A 17870-nucleotide genomic window follows, 5' to 3' on the forward strand; every position below is an offset into this window, starting at 1 on the left:
CCGACTTTTTACCCGACACCTTTCGTGCCCGTCGTCCCCCCCGGGAGCTCCCCCCGCTGTGACCGATCCTCCCACTCCACTCGATCCGGCCCTCTTGAGCCTCCTCCGCTGCCCGCAAACCGGCTCGGAACTCCGCGCCGCCACGGCCGAGGAAGTCGAGCGAACGAACCGCCGCATTGCCGCTGGCGAACTCCGCGACGCCTCGGGAGAGCCGGTCCACGAGCCGCTCGGCGGAGGGCTCGTCACCCGCTGCGGAACGTGGCTCTACCCGATCCGCGACCAAATCCCCACCATGATCCCCGAAGAAGCCATCCCCGCGGGAGAAGCGAGCGGCGAGTAGCGAGAGGCGAGAGGCGAGAGGCGAGAGGCGAGAGGCGAGTAGCGAGAGGCAGTTCGTACTCGTACTCAGCGAAGCGGTAGGCCGATGAAAATTCCCGGTTCTGGGTAAAGTGGAGAGGATGCGGGGATTCAAGCTGCTGGGGATGGCGTGGCATTCTACTTATAGATCTTTCCGCCCCGCAGGGGCCCCAACAATCCAGCCCAGGGCACAGCGCCGCGGCAACGCCGCAGAGCGACGCCCTGGGTCACGCGTGTCCCTCACATCCAAAAGCCCTGAAAGGGCGAGACAAACCTCCGCGCCACGCGTCCAAGCCTGTATCGCCCTTTCAGGGCTTCGCTCACTGGTGCGCAACAATTCCCAGGGCGGCGCTCTGCGGCTTCGCCGCGACGCTCTGCCCTGGGCTGTTATGTTTGAGCCCTTCGGGCTGAGGGAAAAGTGCCGCGCAGAACCGTCTGGCCTCCGAAATCCTTTTCATGAGCCCAGCGAAGCGGTACTCGTACTCGTACTCGGTTCGTCAGGGTTCGAAGCGAGTACGAGTACGAGTACGAGTACGAGTTCGAATGAATTCTTCCCTGAAACCTGAAACCTCCCCTCCCCTACGACAACCCCCAGCGTTTTCTCAAGTACCACTCGCTCGACATCAGGCCGACGAAGGCGAGCAGCAGCACCCAGCCGCTGAGCGGATCGTCGCCGAGGCGGTATTTTTCGACCACCGGGAGCACGGTTTGTTGCCGTAGCGCCGTGATCGTTTCGATCAGATCGTCGACTTCATCGGGCCGGAACGTGCGGCCGCCGGCCGAGCGGGTTAGGGCTGCCAGTTGCTCCATCTGGGCGACTTCGGCTAGCGGGCGGCTCAGCTCCGCATCGACATCGACGACCTGAAACTGCATTTCCGCCGCTGCGATCGTGCTGGCCTCGCGAGAATCGAAGACGCGGAGCGTGTAGAAGCCGCCCGGCAGGTCGGGAATCTGGCCCGAGACGAGCGGCTCGTCCGCGGCCCGCGAGGCACCACTGGAGCTCTGGGCGCCACTGGCGGCGGACTGGACTACTAGCGGCACCGCTTGCCGCGCGTCGTCGCCGATGATCTCGGCGGCCAACCGAGACTCACCGGCCGCCGGATCGAGCGAGTGGATGCCCGCGGTGAACGAGGCTGGTGCAGCGCGGTCGAATCGCCGAGCCTCCATCCGGATCCACACTTCGTCTTCTTCCAAGTTGTCGCGGGCGAGCAGCCACAGCAGGAGTTGACGCCAGAAGCGGCGGTGCACGTCGCTGCGGCCCTGCCCCCACCACTGCCAAGTGCTGTCGCCAGCAAACACCGCGGTCCGGCCTCCACCGTAGGCCCCCACGACCAGCAGCGGATCTTCCTCGGGCGACTCGAGTAAGACTTCCACGCCGGGAGCGATCTTGGGGTCGTCAAACCGGTTGGCTCCGCGGAGCGGCTTGAGCTCCTCCCAAACTTCGGCGTTGTTCTCGCTCTGCGTCAGCCGCGTGATTGGATGGGGGCGAGCGACGCGGAGAGGAACTTCCCCTTCGAGCATCGCCCGCGCCGGAGGTTCGGCGTCGAGCGGCGTCCGCATTGCCGCGTCAAGCGGAATCGGCAGCACCGGAGCCAAGGGGGAATTCGCGTAGCCGCCAGCGTCGAAAGTGTGGAGCCCGCCGATCATCAGCAATCCGCTCCCGGCGTTGACCCGTTCGGCGATCGCTTCGAGCGTTTCCTTGCCGAGCGCCGTGGCGTCGAGATCGCCGAGGATGAAGACGTCGTAGCGTCCCGGCTGCGTCGCGTCTCCGACGTCGATCGGCCAACGAGGCTGGGTCGCGCGATCGATCAGCAGGTCGTCCAGTTCCAGGTCGGGCGATTCGCTGATCGCTCGCCGCAAGAACGTGTGCTCGAAACGCCGTTCCCCTTCGACATAGAGCACCCGCCCGCCCCCCTCGCGGACGTCGAGGAAAGCGGTCTGCGAGTTATTGTCGGTCAGCGTCTCGCCCGGCTGCGATTCGGCGACGACTTCCAAGCGGTACTGGCCAGCCGGTGGTGCCGCCAATTCGACGTCCAGCGGGAGCACCTCGTCGGCCGTACTCGGCGCGAGCGAGCGGGTCGCCAATTCCTCCCGTTGCCCCTGGTCATTGATCAGCGTGATCCGCACCGGCAGGTCGCGCCCGGCCATCCCGCGGCTGCGCACGGCGGCGGTGATCCGAAACAGGTTTTTGCTAAACAGCTGGTAGGTTTCCGGCAGCTCTTCGACCGCCACGTCGCGGCTCTCCGAAGCGTCCACGCGGGGACCGATCGGCACCGACCACAGTGGAACCTCGAGCGACGCGAGCGTGCGGGCGACCGACGAAGGGTTGCTGTCGCTGACCGTGCTGGTCCCGTCCCCGCTGAAGACCACGCCGGCGAGCGGACGTCCCGAAGCGCTCGCCAAGCCAGCTCGCAGGGCCGCACCCAAATCGGTCTGCGGCCGCGTGGGGTCGGCAGCGAGGACGGCATCGAGCGAGCCGGGGTCGAGGGGCTGGACCGCGTCGCCGTACGCGAAGTAGCGAATCTCCAGCTGTTCGTCGAGCGATTCGAGCGCGGGCCGCAGCTGCTCGATCACCTCGCTCTGCGTCTGCCACCGCGGCTGTCCCTCGCCATCGGGCAACGTCATGCTCCGTGACTGGTCGATCAACACCGCGAGCGTGGCGGCTGCGGGACGCGAATCGGTGCGGACGATCGCCGGACGGAGCAAGGCCAGGAGGAGCAGCCCCAACGCCGCGGCTCGGACCCCCAGCAGCACGCGAGCCCGCCGCGGCGTCAATTCGCCTCCGCTCGGGCGAATCGCTCCCAGAGCTCCCGCCCCGAGCAGGGCGATCGCCACCACGACCAGCAGCGAATCAAAGATCGGTTCGAGAGCCAGCGAGGTCATGCGGCGGCAACCGGAGTTCGTTTCCCGTCAGCACCCGCCCCGCGCGTGGAGGTATCATTCAGCGGCGAATCGCGACGGCTCGGGTAGAACCGGTTCGAGAGAAGTTGTTCGAGCAAAAACAGAGCGGCGACCAGCAACATCACGCCGGCGTACAGCGAACGCGAATCGCTCGCCTCTCCCTCAGCCCACTGCACGTCGTCGCGGTTGCGGACCAAGCGATAATTCTCCGCCCCGAGCAACGCGTCCAGCCGAGCCGGTTCGACCCGCTCGAGCCGCGTCGCAGCGGCGGAGAGATTCGCGCTGTAGCCGTACCGCTCGCCCCCTCCGCCGCGGAGCCAGTAATTGCCGGCGACCAGCGGCGGCCCCGGCACGACCACCCCCTCGGCCGCGTCGATGGCCACGGCCGGAGAATCGGGAGCAAACCACTGAAACCGCGACGCCGCTTGCTCGGGAAGCGCCACCGCGACCGGTTGCCCCACCGCGACATTCATCTGCGACTGGCGGCCCCCCGAAAGATCCTCGAAGATCTGATGCAACAACCCAAAGATCGGCCATGCGTCGGCCGCCGCGAGCAGATCATTCCACTGGTCCGCCGGAGGCACCAGCGCCGGAAGAGGCGTCGTGAGCAGGACCACGCGACCGGCGTCCCACCGCCGTTCGGCCAGCGCCGGATGGTCGGTCCCGGCGTACTTCATGACGGTCGACCAGGCTTCCCGCTCGGCGAGTTGCCAGTACAGCGAGACGCGATGGACGTTCCAGGGAGCGCCGCCGGGGATCGAGGAAAACGTGGCCACGGCCGGATGCCCGCTCTGCACGATCTGCAAAAACGTTCCCGGTGGACGGACCCGCCAAATCCGCTGGGGACTGCCGACCAGTGGCCAGGAAATGTTCCCCCCACCGGTTTCCGCATCGACGGCCGGGCCGAGAGCGACGAACAGCGAACCGCCGGCATGCACCCAGTTCTCCAACTGCTGGCGGACCAGTGTCGGCGGCAGCGCCGGATCGAACAGGCCGACCGCCGCGTACGGTTCGAGCGAGCGGTCGCGGAGCGAGGCGCTGGACCCAAGATCGATATCGTACTCCCGCCGAGGATCTTCCACGCCGCGGGGATTGAGCACCGCGGCCAAAATCTCACGTTGCCGCGGATCGTCGGCGATGAGCAACACGCGGCGGGGCGGAGCGACGCGGACGGTCAGGTACCGCACGCTGTCGATCGCCAGCGGATCGGGTTCGGTCAGCGCGACCAGGCCGTGGTGCGTGCCGATCTCCAGCGGCGGCACGGTCAGCGTCACCTGCGCTGGTTGCCCCTCGCCGAGCTGGAGCGATTGGCGGTCGACCGTCCGCAGCGGTGGATAGACGGTCTCGCCGTCGCGCTCGATCGGCAAACCCGCCTCATCGCCGAACATCCGCAGCTCGAGAGTCAACTGCCGAGTTGCAGCCGGGGGAACTTCCGCGTCGCTCGCCGAGCGCTGCTGGGCGACCTCGACCGACAGCGTCGTCGCGACTCCCCGCGGCGGCGTCGCATCGGCCAGCTCGAGCTCCCCCAGCACGCGGTTGCGGTAGCTCGCCGAGCCGATGTCGACCACCTGGACTTTGACTTGCGGTTCTTCGGCGATCAACTGATCGAGCGCCGTATCGATCGCTTCCCGCTCCGTCTCGCCGCCGCTTTCGCTACCGCCCGACTCCTCCGCTCCCCAATTCCCTTCGCTCAGATCGGTCACGATGAACAGCGCGCGGCGGGGCAGATCGCTCGTCCGCAATAACCGCACGGCTGCCTCGATGCGTTCGGCGAGCGGCCGAGTCGACTGCAGCGGTTCGGTCTGGGTGATCCGCCGCTGGACCGCCGCCGCGTCGAGGGCGAAAGCCGCCGGACGGGCCGAGCGGTCGAGCGCCGCAAAGCGACTGTCACTCGGATAGCGGGAGATCAGCCACGTGGCCATCTCGCGTGCCAGATCGAGCCGCGTTTCTCCCGATGGATTTTCGTAGCCCGAGGTGGGGCCGTTGTCGATCAATATCGCCACCGCCGCCGAAGCGGTCGACTGATTGATCGGCTTCGGACCGTTGGCGATCGCCACCGCGCCCCAGCCGCCGGCAAGGAGCAGCAGCCCGAGGCCCGACGCGGCCAAGCCCCAGCGGACCGCCGCCGCCTTGCCCGCCGCGAGCGCCCAGACCGCCAGGGCGACGACGACCAGCCCCAGGACGGCGAGCGCCCCGATCCCCAGCCACGTGCCGGTCGCCGCGCGATGCACTTCCGGTCGAGCGAGAGCCACCGCCAAGACGGCCAGCAAGGCGATTCGCATCGCGAGCAAGACCCACCGCCGAACCTGCAACCGACGCCGGTTCGTCTGCAGTCGCTGGGTCAGAAACCGCACCGCCGGAAACGGAATCCGCTTCGGCTCCCGCCGACCAAGCAGGTGCAACGCGAGCGGAATCGCCGCAGCAAGAAATCCCAGCAGCAACGTCGCGTTAAGAAAAGCCATGCAGGGAAGGTTTTAGGTAGCAGGGAGCAGGTGTCCGGTGTCCGGTGTCCGGTGTCCGGTGCCCGGTGTCCGGTATCCGGTGTCCGGGAGCAGGTGTCCGGGAGCAGGTGTCCGGTGTCCGGGAGCAGGTTTCAGGTTTTTCGTACTCGTACTCGTACTCGTACTCGTACTCGAATCGAGCGCTATCGAGATCTCAGATTGCGGGGGGAGGAACCACGAAGAGCACGAAGAGCACGAAGGAACTGCGGTTCGATTATAGGGGAATCAGCCCGTTGCAGAATGCAGGTTCCCGACGCTCGGGCGAGGAGCAGGCCCCAGCGTGCGATTGCTAATCCCTCAAACTCCTACAACTCCCCCGCTTTCTCTCGCCGCGTCTGCCTCTTCCTTCCGTGCCTTTTCCGTGTCCTTCCGTGGCCCTCCGCCCGTTTGGCCCCCCCTGAAACCTGAAACCTGAAACCTGCTCCCTCCCCTAAAACCGACTTCGGCGGTTGACTAGGTATTCGGTCAAGGCGCGGTCGAACGGCATGCTGGTGTCGAGCGGCACGTAGTCGATCCGCAGCTTGCTGCACCTCTGGCGGTACTCCTCGCGGAACGCCTCGAGTCCGCTCAGGTAATCGTCGCGAAAACCGGTGGCGTCGACCGGAATCCGCTCGCCGGTCTCGGTGTCTTCGAACTCCACTGGACCTTCGAAGGGGAAGCTGACTTCGGCTTCGTCGAGGATGTGGAACAGGATCACGTCGTGGCCGGAGTGCCGCAGCCGGGCGAGCGCCGCGTAGGTCGGCTCGGGATCGCCGAGCAAGTCGGTGAACAGCATCACCAGGCTGCGGTGCGAGAGCATCGCGGCGACGCTGGCGATGCAGCTGGCCAGATCGGTTTCGCCAGCCGGCTTGAGCCGGGCGAGCTGGGCGAGCACGTCGGCCGATTGGCCGCGGCGGGAGCGAGCCGGAAGTTGAGCGCGAACCTTCTCGGCGAAGGTGATCAGCCCCACCGGGTCCTGCTGCATCACCATCAGGTAGCACAGCGAGGCGGCCAAGCAGACGGCGTATTCGAACTTCGTCAATTCCTGGCGGTGGGTGAACCCCATCGACTCCGAGAGATCCATCACCAGGTAGCCGGTCAGGTTCGTCTCGGCTTCGAACCGTTTGACGTAGTACTTGTCGGTCTTGGCGTAGGCCAGCCAATCGATCGTCTTCGGATCGTCGCCATGGCTGTAGCGGCGATGCTCGCTGAACTGGACCGAGAACCCATGGTAGGGGCTCGCGTGCAGCCCCTGCAAAAATCCCCGCACGACCATCTGGGCGCGCAGATCGAGCCGCTTGATCTGGTTGATGACGTGCGGCGAAAGGGGCGATTCGGACAGGAGCGGGCTCTCGCGGAGCGTGGAGGTTGGGGGCGCCTGGTTTGGGGGCGTCTGGTTTGGAGGCGAAGCAGCCACCTGCCTCACAGGAACATATAGCTTTCCTCGCCATGCTCGGCGACGTCCAGTCCCCGCCGCTCTTCGTCAGCTGTGACTCGCAAGCCGATCATCAGGTCGATCGCTTTGAGGAGCACGAAGCTGCCGGCTCCGGCAAACAGGATGGTGACGAGCAGCGCGGCGGTTTGGGCGATGACCAACTCCCAATTGCCATCGATCCCGCCGAGCGGGGCTCCGTCGTTGAGGTTGTTGACTGCCCGCGTCGCGAACACGCCTGTCAGCACTCCCCCGAGAGCTCCGCCCACGCCGTGCACGCCGAACGCGTCGAGGGCATCGTCGTAGCCGCAGCGATGCTTGAGCCACGCGCACGCCCAGTAGCAGCTAAGCCCCGCAGCGGCCCCCATCACCAAGGCCGCCATCGGCCCGACGAAACCGGCGGCCGGGGTGATGCAGACCAACCCGGCGACCGCTCCGCTGCTGGCCCCGAGCACGGTCGGTTTGCCGTTGAGCAGTCGCTCGGTCACGGCCCACGCGACCGCCCCGGCCGCGGCCGAGAAATGGGTCGCGCAAAAAGCGCTGGCGGTCAATCCGTCGGAGGCCAGCTCGCTCCCCGCGTTGAAGCCGAACCAGCCGACCCACAACATCGCCGCCCCGAGCGCGGTGTAGGTCAAGTTGTGCGGCGGCAAGGGCTCGCGGCCAAAACCCATCCGCGGACCGACCATGATCGCGGCCACCAGTGCCGAGATCCCGCTACTCATGTGGACGACCGTGCCGCCAGCAAAGTCGAGCGCCCCGCCAAGCAAACTGTGCTCTTCGCCGTAAGCCAGAAATCCGCCGCCCCAAACCATGTGGGCCAGCGGGCAGTAGATGAAGGTGCCCCACAGGATCGAAAACCAAACCATCGCGCTGAACTTCATCCGCTCGGCAAACGCCCCCGCGATCAGGGCAGGCGTGATGATGAAGAACATTCCCTGGAACAGCATGAAGGTCAGCGTCGGGATCGAACCGGTCATCGGCGTCTCCGGCCGACCCGCCGCCTCGTTCCAGTAGCGAGCGACGCCGCGCATGAAGACGTGGTCCAAATTGCCAATGAATGCGCTGTCGCCGCCAAACGCCAACGAGTAGCCGTAGAGAGCCCACAGGACGGTCATCAATCCCATCAGGAAGATGCACTGCATGAGGACGCTCAGCACGTTCTTTCTGCGGACCAAACCGCCATAAAACATCGCCAGCCCCGGAGCGGTCATGAACAGGACCAGCGCCGTGCAAACGAGCATCCAGCCGTTGTGCGCGGCTAACTCCCCAGCGTCCGCCGTCTCCGCAATCGCCGTCTCCGCAATCGCCAGCGGCTCGGCGGCCGGTGCGTCCTCGGCGGCCGGTGCGTCCTCGGCGGCCACCTGCGCCGGCAACGACGTTTCCTCCGCCGCGGACCGCTCGGTGGCCTGCGCTACGGGCTCCTTCGAAACGGCCTCTTGCAACGAGACGCCTTGCCCCAGCACGATCACGCAGAGAGCGAGGGAGCAACACAGGATCGCGCGGTTCATGACGGTCACCGGAGGAGAGATCGAGGAACAGTGTCGGCGTGTGGGGGGCTAGATGAAGCGAAGCAAGGCGTACTTCTTCTTGCCGCGGCGGAGCACCAGCGTACTCTCGCTGGCCAAGTCCGCGGTGGTCAGCCGCTGGTCGCCATCGGTCACGCGGCGATTGTTGACGTACGCCCCCCCTTCTTTAATCGTCCTGCGGGCTTCGCCATTGCTGCTGGTCAGCCCGGCTTGGCAGAGCGCTTCGACGACCCACAGCCCGTCGCCGCCGAGCTGCTCGCGGGACAATTCCTGGCTGGGCACATCGGCGAAGATCTCGCCCAACTGACGGTCGCTGAGCGCGTCGATCTCTCCGCCGAAGAAGATCTCCGTGGCCCGCTGCGCCGTGGCCAGCCCCTCGTCGCCGTGCACCAGCTGAGTCATCCAGCTCGCCAGTCGCTGCTGAGCGGTGCGGGCAGCGGGGTTCTCCTGCACTTGGCTCTCGAGCTGGTCGTACTCCTGGCGGTCGATCTCGGTCAGGAAGCGGAGGCACCGCAGCACGTCGTCATCGGCAACGTTGATCCAGTACTGGTAGAACGCGTAGGGGCTGGTCCGATCGGCCGAGAGCCAGATCGCTCCCTGCTCGGTTTTGCCCATCTTGCGACCGTCGCTGGTGGTCAGCAGCGGGGCGGTCAGCCCGAACAGCTGGGCGCCGAGCATTCGCCGGCCGAGGTCGATCCCGGCAGTGATGTTGCCCCACTGGTCGCTGCCGCCCGCCTGGATGCGGCAGCCCTGTTCGCGAGCCAAGTGGACGAAATCATACGCCTGCAGCAGCATGTAGCTGAACTCGGTATAGCTCAGCCCCGCTTCGCTCTCGAGCCGCGAGCGGACCGACTCCTTGCCGAGCATCACGCCGACCGGGAAGTTTTTGCCAACATCGCGGAGGAAGTCGAGGTAGCTGAAGTCCCGCATCCAAGTCAGGTTGTTCAGCAGCAACGCCCCTTGCGAGCCCTCAAAATCGAGGAACCTCCGCATCTGGGTGGCCACCCCTTCGACGTTTTTTTCGAGTTGTTCGGCCGAGAGCAAGTTCCGCTCTTCGCTCTTCCCGCTGGGGTCGCCGATCATGCCGGTCGCTCCGCCGACCAGGGCGATCGGACGATGCCCGGCGCGCTGGAACCGACGCAGCATCATCACCTGCATCAAGTGCCCCACGTGCAGGCTCTCGGCCGTGGGATCGAAGCCGATGTAGATCGTCTGCGGACCGGAGGCCAGCAGATCTGAAAGACCCTTGCGGTCGGTGGCTTGGTGAATCAAGCCACGCCAGGTGAGATCGTTGAGCAAGTCCATGGAGTGACCGCGTGGAGTGTGAATGGTGAAGAATTTAACGCCCGGGCTGCCCATTTGAAGCCGGCCCGTTTGAAGCCCGCCCTTTTGAAGCCCGCCCCTGCCGTTCGGCGGCCAGCAGCGCTGCGGCGATGGCCAGATCGTCGGCGACCGTGATTTTTAGATTTGTGGGCGAGCCGACAACCAGGCGCACCGCGGCTCCGGCGCGTTCGACCAATTGAGCGTCGTCGGTGACCGGGAAGCCTCGCCAGCGAGCGTAGGCATCGCGGAGCAGAGAACCGCGAAACAGCTGGGGGGTCAATGCCTCCCATAACCCCCGCCGGTCGACCGTCGCGGCGATTCGGCTCTCGGCCCCTTCGCGCTTGACGGTTCCCCGCAGCGGAGTGGCGAGAATCGCAGCCTCGGATGCTTCGGCCGCGGCGAACAGCCGCGCGAGATCCTCGTCGCGGACCAGCGGTCGCGCCGCGTCGTGCACGGCAATCCACTCGGCCTCCCCAAGCGTCGCCAGCGCCCGCCGCACGCTCTCGACCCGCTCGTCTCCTCCGGCGACCAGCTCGACGCGGTGCCGCGCGACCGGCGCGCTGCAGACGCCTTCCCAAAGGTCTGCGTCGTCGGGGTCGATCGCGATCACGATCCGCCCCACCTCGGGCCGCTCCCGGAGCCGGGCGACGGCATGCTCCCAGACCATTCGGTCGTCGAGAAGTGAAAAGATCTTCTTGCGGTCGCCACCAAAGCGGCGACTTTTCCCCGCGGCCGGTAGGACCACCGCGATCGATTCGGCTGCGAGCGTCACGAGTTCAGGCTGTCTCCCCTCGACAGGATCGAGGCTGGGCGATGGGTCGGTCGAGCCGCTCAGCCTAACGCCTCGACCGACCGCTGGACATCGCACACGCCAGCGTCGTCTTCCGCTCCTCAGCTTGAGCCGTAGGCGCTAGCCTCGGGCCTAATCCGGTCCGCGGCATGGGAGAGCGTTGCGCTGCCGCGGCGTCCGATCGCGTGCTCGACCGGTTCGGCAACGCGACGGAACCCGCGGCTAGCGCCTTGCGGCTCAGGGGAACCCGCGGCTAGCGCCTTGCGGCTCAGGAAAACCCGCGGGTAGCGTCTTGCGGCTCAGGAGAACCCACCTACGCCGCGACGTCGCCCGGATAGGCGTGCATTCGGTGCTCGGAGAAATCGAGTCCTGCATGCTCGTGCTCGGGGCTGACGCGGAGCAGGCCGATCGCCTTGAGCACCAGGAACAGGACGAGCATCGTGATGAACGCCCAGCCGATGATGATCGCCGAACTGTAGAGCTGAACCCAGATGAATCCGCCGCGGGTGAACAGGTCCACGCCGGCCTCGGTGGTGGGAATCGTGCCAAAAATGCCGGTGGCGATCCCGCCCCAGAGCCCGCACAGCCCGTGCACCGGCCAAGCCCCGACCGGGTCATCGATCCGCAGCTTCTCGAGCATGATCACTCCCATCACGACCAGGAACCCAGCGACCAATCCGATCACCAGCGCCGCTTCCTGCGAGACGCGGTCGCAGTTGGCAGTGATTCCAACCAGCCCGGCCAGCACGCCGTTGAGCGCCATCGTCACGTCGGGCTTGCCAAACACGACCCACGCCGTCAGCAGCGCCGCGACCGAGCCGGCCGCCGCAGCCAAGGTCGTCGTGAATGCAATGTACGTCGTCGCTTCGGCGTTCGACCAGCCGGAATAGGTGAGCTGGCTGCCGGGGTTAAATCCATACCACCCGACCCACAAGATAAACACCCCAAGGGCGGCGAAAGTGATATTATGACCGGGCATAGGGACGCTTTTTCCATCCTTAGTAAATCGTCCCAGTCGCGGTCCCAAAATCCAAGCACCGGCGAGCGCCGCAAAGCCTCCCACCGCATGCACTACGACCGAACCGGCGAAGTCCTGAAAACCTGCTTCGGCCAGGAATCCTCCACCCCATTTCCACATCCCGCTGATGGGATAGATCAGGCCTGTCAAGAAAGCGCTATAAACCAAATAGCCGGCGAATTTCATCCGTCCGGCGACGGCGCCCGAAACGATGGTCGCGGCAGTGGCGGCGAAGGCGACTTGGAACAGAAAGTCGGCGCTGTTGCTGAACCCGGTGTCCAGGTTCGGAGCGTCTGCATCGCGGGTCACGCCGGGGCCGGCATAACCGAAGTATCCGCCAGCGTAGTCCTCGCCCGGATACATCAGGCCGTAGCCGAGGACGAGGAACAAAATCACGCCCACGCCAAGGTCCAAGATGTTCTTGGCGAGGATGTTCACGGTGTTCTTGGCCGCGTTGAGTCCGACTTCGAGCATGGCGAAACCGGCTTGCATGAACAGCACCAGCACCGCGCAGATCATCATGATCAGCGTGTTGATGGTGTAAGACATGCTGTCGGCATCGGAGACCTCAGTCACGCCGCCTTCGGAGATGACGGTTTCCGTGACCTCATCATCTGGAACCTCACTCGCGGCCTCATTGGCTGGGGCGACTGCGGCGGCATCTTGAGCAACCGCGAAGGGTGCAAGTGCCAGGCTGGTTCCAATTCCTAATAGCCCCACGAGGAGCACGCATGTCAAAGATGGTCCCGTCGAAAACCTACCCATAGAAGTCTCGCCTTTCGTAGTTAGATCTGCGCGGTGCGTATTCCATGGATATGTTGCATGGAGTGCGCAGGCGCGAACATAAGAACACCGAATTCTTGCGAATCCATTCCATCTGTAACGACGCAGCCGGAGCGAGCGCTATTGCGCACACCCGGTGGTTGTTATGAGGTTTGGTAGGCATGGAGGTGGGGCGACATCGCGCGGATGTCGGCGCGCACCTCGAGCGGGATGATTGGTGAAGTCAATTCGCGCGCAGCAACGCCAACCCATCACCCTCCCGCATGCGGGAGGGTCGGCCTCTCAGAGCCGGGGAGGGCCTGCGGAATGTCTCTGTCAGAAAACCGGGTGACTTCGACCACTTTGAGCCGCAGACGCTAGCTTCGGGCCTCACGCGACTTCGACCACTTTGAGCCGTAGGCGCTAGCCTCGAGCCTCGCGATTGGCGTGATTTCCGGTGCGGAACCCGCGGCTAGCGCCGTCGGCTCAAGGTTTTCTGATAACTAGTTTGACACTGCCTAGCGTCGAGCGCGGGCGTGGTCGAGTGGCAACCAGGCGCCATTCTGTTGGCTGCTCGCGACGCACTGCTGAATGAAATACATGCCTTCGACGCCGTCGTGCACGTTCGGATAGAGCGTGTCGACGCGTTCTACCGCTTGGCCTTGCGAACGCTTGACCATCGCATCGAATGCGGAGGCGTAGACGTTGGCGAAAGCCTCGAAAAATCCTTCGGGGTGCCCCGATGGCAACCGGCAGGAGGCAGCGGCCAGTGGAAGTGTATGGGGAGCGTTCGGGTCGCGAGTGTAGATTTTGTGGGGCTGGCCGTTCTGCCGAACGATCATCTCGTTCGGGTTTTCTTGCCGCCACTGCAGGGCTCCGCGGGTGCCGTCGATTTCGATCTGCACATCGTTCTCGCGGCCATGGCTGATCTGCGAAGCGGTGACCGTTCCGAGGCCGCCGTTTTGATACCGCACGACGGCCGTGCCATAGTCGTCGAGCTGGCGGCCTTCGACAAACGTCTTCAGGTGGCAGCTGATCTCGGCCGGCAGCAGACCGGTCATGTAGCGGCCCAGGTTGTAGGCGTGGGTGGCGATGTCGCCAAAGCACCCGGCCGCTCCGCTTTTGCTCGGGTCGGTTCGCCAGGATGCCTGTTTCTGGGCTTCCTCTTCGAGCCGGGTTCGCAGCCAACCCTGGATGTACTGGACGCGGATCGCCTGAATCTCACCCAGTTCGCCCCCGAGAATCATCTCGCGGGCCTGGCGGACCAGCGGGTAGCCGGTGTAGTTGTGGGTCAGGGCGAACACGACATCCGAGTTGTCGACGACTTCGGCCAGCTCTTCGGCCTGAGCTAGATCGAACGTCATCGGTTTATCGCAGACGACGTTAAAGCCCGCCTTGACCGCGGCGATCGCCACCGCGGCATGGGTGCTGTTGGGAGTCGTCACGCTGACGAAGTCGATCCGCTCGTCCTCGGGCAATTCCGCTTCGCGGTCGATCATCTCCTGGTAGGAGCCGTAAGCACGGCTCGGAGCGATGTCGTAGCTCGGGGCGGAGGCCTTGGAGCGCTCCGGATCGCTCGACAGCGCCCCGGCGGTCACTACGGCACGGTTGTCCAGGCAAGCGGCGATCGTATGCACGCGGCCAATGAACGAACCCTGTCCCCCGCCGACCAAGCCCATCCGCAGCTTGCGGGCAAGCGGAGCGTTGATGCTCGTATCACTCATGGGAATCTTCTCCGATGATGAGGGACAGCCGGTGGACGCAGGCCAGCTGGGATGCTGGATTCGCATCGTAAGTGCCGCTCAGTTGACGTACAATCCGCAGAAGAGCCTGGCAAAGGCTCTTGGCGCGTCCTCGGCGCTTCGTCGGCGGCGTCTCGGCCCGGCTCGGGGCGGTTCGGCGAATCGGCGGAAGGGAACAGATGGAGCCTTTCCCGCCGTTAGCTGGGGGGAATTCCGACCTATGCCCCAGACCGCTTTTTCCCCTTCCCTCGCTCGCATCGCGGAGATTTTTCGAATGAAAATTTGTTGCGCAAAATCGCTCCACGTCGGATTTTTGACGGTATTGACGGTCGCAGGAGCGGCGGGTGCTGGTTTCTGGGCCGGTCGACTCGGCGACCGCGCGACGGCGGAGAGCGCCCCGCTGCTCTCGATCGACGCCACCGGCAGCGCGATCGGTGAAGAGTTCTCTTTGGCGACCGGGCCCGTCAGCGACGATGCCGAGGGAGTGTTCGTGCTCGACCACGCGACCGGCTTGCTGCAGTGCAACGTGCTCTACCCGCGGACCAGCCAATTTGGGGCGGCGTTCCAGGTGAACGTCAAGGAATCGCTCCCCGGCGGAGGCAAGAACTCCAAGTATTTAATGGTCACCGGGGCGGCTCGGTTTGGTGCGAGCTCGAACCGCGGCGGCGGGAATTGCGTTGTCTACGTGCTCGACCAATCGAGCGGCGCCTACGCCTGCTACGGCGTTCCGTTCAACCCCTCGGCAGTCAACTCCCGCACGCCGCAGATGGGCATGCTGGTCCCGTTGGCGGTCGGTCAAGCTCGCCAAGCCCTCGACCGCGACGCACTGCGGTAGCGGGGGTGCGGGCCCGGAGGGAGGCTCGCGTTGTCTTTGGCTGCCGTTTGCAGGTAAATCTGCGTTATCGTTGTCTTCAGGTGGGGTGATGGCCCGCGACCGACTCGTGGGCTCCCGCGATGCGAGCCCGGATGGTTGGGAGTGCTTAGGTTAACGCTATGGATCGAGTTCCTCGGGCAAGTCTCGCGGGCACGGATGCTGCTCCTGGTGAGCGTTCGCAGCTGGCAGCCGACCCCAAGCCGGCTGCGGTGGGGGCTCATGCCATCTTTCGGCTCAACGCCGCCGGGCGGATCTCGGTTTGGAACGCTGGAGCGGAACGGCTGCTCGGCTACGCAGCCGACGAGGTGCTCGGCGAGCCGCTGAGCTCGCTGCTGTCCCCCGAGGGACCGCTGCAAGGAGACGCTCAAGAAGCTCTCGCGGCGGCCGACCGCGAGGGGAGCGTCGAAGAGCAGGTCTGGTCGTTGCGCAAAGACGGCTCCCGGTTCCCCGCCAGCATCGTGATCACGGCGCTGCACAACCGCGACCAGTTGCTCGAGGGTTTTCTAGTCGTCGCCCGCGACCTGACCGACCGCCACAAGGCGGAGGAGGCGCTGCAGGAGAGCGGCGAGCGGTTTCGGTTGATGGTCGAGTGCGTCAGCGATTATGCGATTCTGATGCTCGATCCCGACGGCAAGGTCTCGACCTGGAACAGCGGCGCCGAGCGGCTGATCGGTTACGCCCCCGAGGAGATCATCGGCCAGCACATCTCGAAGTTCTATATGGAGGAGGATGCCGAACGGGGCTGGCCGTACGAAGAGCTGCAGATGGCGCAGGCGGTCGGGCGGTTCGAGGACGAGGGCTGGCGGGTCCGCAAGGATGGCTCGCGGTTTTGGGCGAACGTGATCATCACCGCCATCTGCGACAGCGAGAACCGTCTGAAAGGCTTTGCCAAAGTCACCCGCGACTTGAGCGAGCGAAAGCAAGCGGAGATCGAGCTGCGGCGGTCGCACGACATGCTCGAGGAGCGGGTGCGGCAGCGGACGAGCGAACTGGCCAAGACCAACGCCGCACTGCGGGCGGAGATCGAGGTGCGGGAGCGGATCGAAGACGCCCTTCGCGAGCAGGCCGAGGAAGTCGAAAAGGTTATGGACGTGCTGCCGGTGGCGGTCTGGATTGCCCGCGATCCGCAGTGCCAAACGGTGATCGGGAACCGGGCGGGCTACGAGATGCTGCGGCAGCCGTTCGGCGGCAATCTCTCCAAGACCGCCCCCCGCGAGGAGCAGCCCACCGGCTTTCGTGTCTTTCACAACGGCAAAGAGCTCGCGCCGCACGAGCTCCCACTGCAGCAGGCCGCGAGTCAGGGGATCGAGGTCCAGGATTTCGAAGAAGACATCGAGTTCGAAGACGGCAGCCGGATCTATGCCTACGGTTCCGCTTCGCCGCTGCTCGACGTGCACGGCAACGTCCGAGGGGCGGTCGCCGCATTCATGGACGTCTCGGAACTCCGGCGGCTCGACAAAGAGCTTCGCCAGAAGGTGCTCGAACTCGCTTCGGCCGATCAGCGGAAGGACGAGTTTCTCGCGATCCTGGCCCACGAGCTGAGGAACCCCCTGGCGCCGATCCGCACCGGACTGGAGGTCATGCGGATGGAGCCGGAGAACCTGGAGCTGATCGCCGACGTCCGCGCCACGATGGAACGCCAGACGCAGCAGCTGGTCCGCCTGGTCGACGATCTGCTCGACGTGTCGCGGATCACGCGCGGCAAACTCGAACTCCGCCGGAGCGAAGTGGCGCTGGTCGACGTGCTGCAAAGTGCCGCCGAAGCCACGCGGCCCTTCATCACCGAGCTCAATCACGAGCTGACCGTGTCCCTGCCGAAGCAGCCGGTCGTGCTCCACGGCGATGCGGCGCGACTCTCCCAGGCGGTCGCGAACCTGCTCAACAACGCCGCCAAATACACCCCCCCGGGAGGCAAAATCGAGCTCGCCGCCGAACTGCAGGATGAAGCGGTCGTGGTCCGCGTCAACGATACCGGGCTGGGAATTCCAGCCGAGATGAACGACCGAATTTTTGAGATGTTCACGCAGATCGATCAGCGTCTCGAGAGCGGCTACAGCGGCCTGGGGATCGGATTGACGCTCGTCAAACGGCTGGTCGAGATGCACGGTGGAAGCGTCCACGTCGCCAGCCCGGGAGCCGGCCAGGGAAGCCAATTCTCCATCCGACTACCGCTTCCCAAGCCTCCCGCCAGCGATCCCGGCGGAGCCGCCTCTTTCGGGGTCCGCGCCCAGCTAGCGACCCAGTCGGCTACGGCGTCGGCACCCGCATCGGCGCCCGCGTCGGCACCACCTGCGCTCGACTCCGGGCGGCGGATTCTGGTCGTCGACGACAACCGAGATGCCGCGAACAGTCTCGCGATTGCCCTGCGGTTGCTCGGCAACGACGTCCATCTGGCTCACGACGGGCTCGATGCCGTCCAGATGGCCGCCGAAGTCCAGCCCGACGTGGTGCTGATGGATATCGGGATGCCGAAGCTCAACGGCTACGAGGCGGCCGTGCAGATTCGTCAACAACCGGGAGGGGGCGAGCGGATTCTGATCGCCCAAACCGGCTGGGGCCAAGAAGCCGATAAGCAGCGAACCCGCGAAGCCGGCTTCGACCATCACCTCGTCAAACCGATCGAGATGAAGGTCTTGCAAAAGTTGCTAGATCCGTAAGGCCTAAA

General features: G+C 65.3%; 11 protein-coding genes. 3 read left to right on the top strand and 8 right to left on the bottom strand.

Translation table 11 applies throughout. The features are described 5' to 3' along the window. Window positions 1-58 precede the first annotated feature (58 nt). On the top strand, window positions 59-340 hold the full coding sequence (locus GNK13_RS18245; RefSeq protein ID WP_164103992.1) for a Trm112 family protein: 282 nt from the start codon (window positions 59-61) through the stop codon (window positions 338-340). A gap of 596 nt (window positions 341-936) precedes the next feature. On the opposite strand, the gene GNK13_RS18250 is transcribed toward GNK13_RS18245, so the two are convergent. The 8 genes from GNK13_RS18250 to GNK13_RS18285 form a co-directional block, all read right to left on the bottom strand. Further along, complete coding sequence (locus GNK13_RS18250) at window positions 937-3240, bottom strand: glutamine amidotransferase (protein WP_164103993.1); 2304 nt, start codon at window positions 3238-3240, stop codon at window positions 937-939. Continuing rightward, window positions 3237-5720: a BatA domain-containing protein gene (locus GNK13_RS18255; RefSeq protein WP_164103994.1), complete on the bottom strand. Its 2484-nt coding sequence runs from the start codon at window positions 5718-5720 to the stop codon at window positions 3237-3239. Before GNK13_RS18255 ends, GNK13_RS18250 begins: the two co-directional genes overlap by 4 nt. A gap of 469 nt (window positions 5721-6189) precedes the next feature. Further along, the gene (locus GNK13_RS18260; RefSeq protein ID WP_164104103.1) at window positions 6190-7080 is read right to left on the bottom strand and encodes a DUF58 domain-containing protein; all 891 of its coding nucleotides are present in this window, start codon (window positions 7078-7080) and stop codon (window positions 6190-6192) included. Between the two features lie 80 nt (window positions 7081-7160). Then, on the bottom strand, window positions 7161-8678 hold the full coding sequence (locus tag GNK13_RS18265; RefSeq protein WP_164103995.1) for an ammonium transporter: 1518 nt from the start codon (window positions 8676-8678) through the stop codon (window positions 7161-7163). A 48-nt stretch (window positions 8679-8726) separates the two neighbouring features. Then, a complete protein-coding gene (gene tyrS, locus GNK13_RS18270) occupies window positions 8727-10001 on the bottom strand; it encodes a tyrosine--tRNA ligase (protein ID WP_164103996.1) in 1275 nt (424 codons plus the stop codon). A 34-nt stretch (window positions 10002-10035) separates the two neighbouring features. After that, a complete protein-coding gene (gene ispD / locus GNK13_RS18275) occupies window positions 10036-10791 on the bottom strand; it encodes a 2-C-methyl-D-erythritol 4-phosphate cytidylyltransferase (protein WP_164103997.1) in 756 nt (251 codons plus the stop codon). A gap of 331 nt (window positions 10792-11122) precedes the next feature. Beyond that, on the bottom strand, window positions 11123-12556 hold the full coding sequence (locus tag GNK13_RS18280) for an ammonium transporter (protein WP_235935338.1): 1434 nt from the start codon (window positions 12554-12556) through the stop codon (window positions 11123-11125). A 551-nt stretch (window positions 12557-13107) separates the two neighbouring features. Then, window positions 13108-14313, bottom strand: a complete 1206-nt coding sequence (locus GNK13_RS18285) for a Gfo/Idh/MocA family protein (protein WP_235935328.1) — start codon at window positions 14311-14313, stop codon at window positions 13108-13110. A 292-nt stretch (window positions 14314-14605) separates the two neighbouring features. On the opposite strand from GNK13_RS18285, the gene GNK13_RS18290 reads away from it, so the two are divergent. Both GNK13_RS18290 and GNK13_RS18295 read left to right on the top strand, forming a co-directional pair. Next, complete coding sequence (locus GNK13_RS18290) at window positions 14606-15166, top strand: hypothetical protein (RefSeq protein ID WP_164103999.1); 561 nt, start codon at window positions 14606-14608, stop codon at window positions 15164-15166. Between the two features lie 158 nt (window positions 15167-15324). Then, complete coding sequence (locus GNK13_RS18295; protein WP_164104000.1) at window positions 15325-17862, top strand: hybrid sensor histidine kinase/response regulator; 2538 nt, start codon at window positions 15325-15327, stop codon at window positions 17860-17862. The last annotated feature ends 8 nt before the right edge of the window (window positions 17863-17870 follow it).

The sequence above is a fragment of the Candidatus Laterigemmans baculatus genome (assembly GCF_010367455.1).
GTDB lineage: Bacteria > Planctomycetota > Planctomycetia > Pirellulales > Pirellulaceae > Laterigemmans > Laterigemmans baculatus.

Excerpts from the sequence above, each read along its gene's own strand:
- GNK13_RS18290 (WP_164103999.1), top strand. The coding sequence starts at position 14,606 with ATGAAAATTTGTTGCGCAAAATCGCTCCACGTCGGATTTTTGACGGTA.
- GNK13_RS18265 (WP_164103995.1), bottom strand. The coding sequence starts at position 8,678 with ATGAACCGCGCGATCCTGTGTTGCTCCCTCGCTCTCTGCGTGATCGTG.
- GNK13_RS18255 (WP_164103994.1), bottom strand. The coding sequence starts at position 5,720 with ATGGCTTTTCTTAACGCGACGTTGCTGCTGGGATTTCTTGCTGCGGCG.
- GNK13_RS18250 (WP_164103993.1), bottom strand. The coding sequence starts at position 3,240 with ATGACCTCGCTGGCTCTCGAACCGATCTTTGATTCGCTGCTGGTCGTG.
- GNK13_RS18285 (WP_235935328.1), bottom strand. The coding sequence starts at position 14,313 with ATGAGTGATACGAGCATCAACGCTCCGCTTGCCCGCAAGCTGCGGATG.
- GNK13_RS18295 (WP_164104000.1), top strand. The coding sequence starts at position 15,325 with ATGGATCGAGTTCCTCGGGCAAGTCTCGCGGGCACGGATGCTGCTCCT.
- tyrS (WP_164103996.1), bottom strand. The coding sequence starts at position 10,001 with ATGGACTTGCTCAACGATCTCACCTGGCGTGGCTTGATTCACCAAGCC.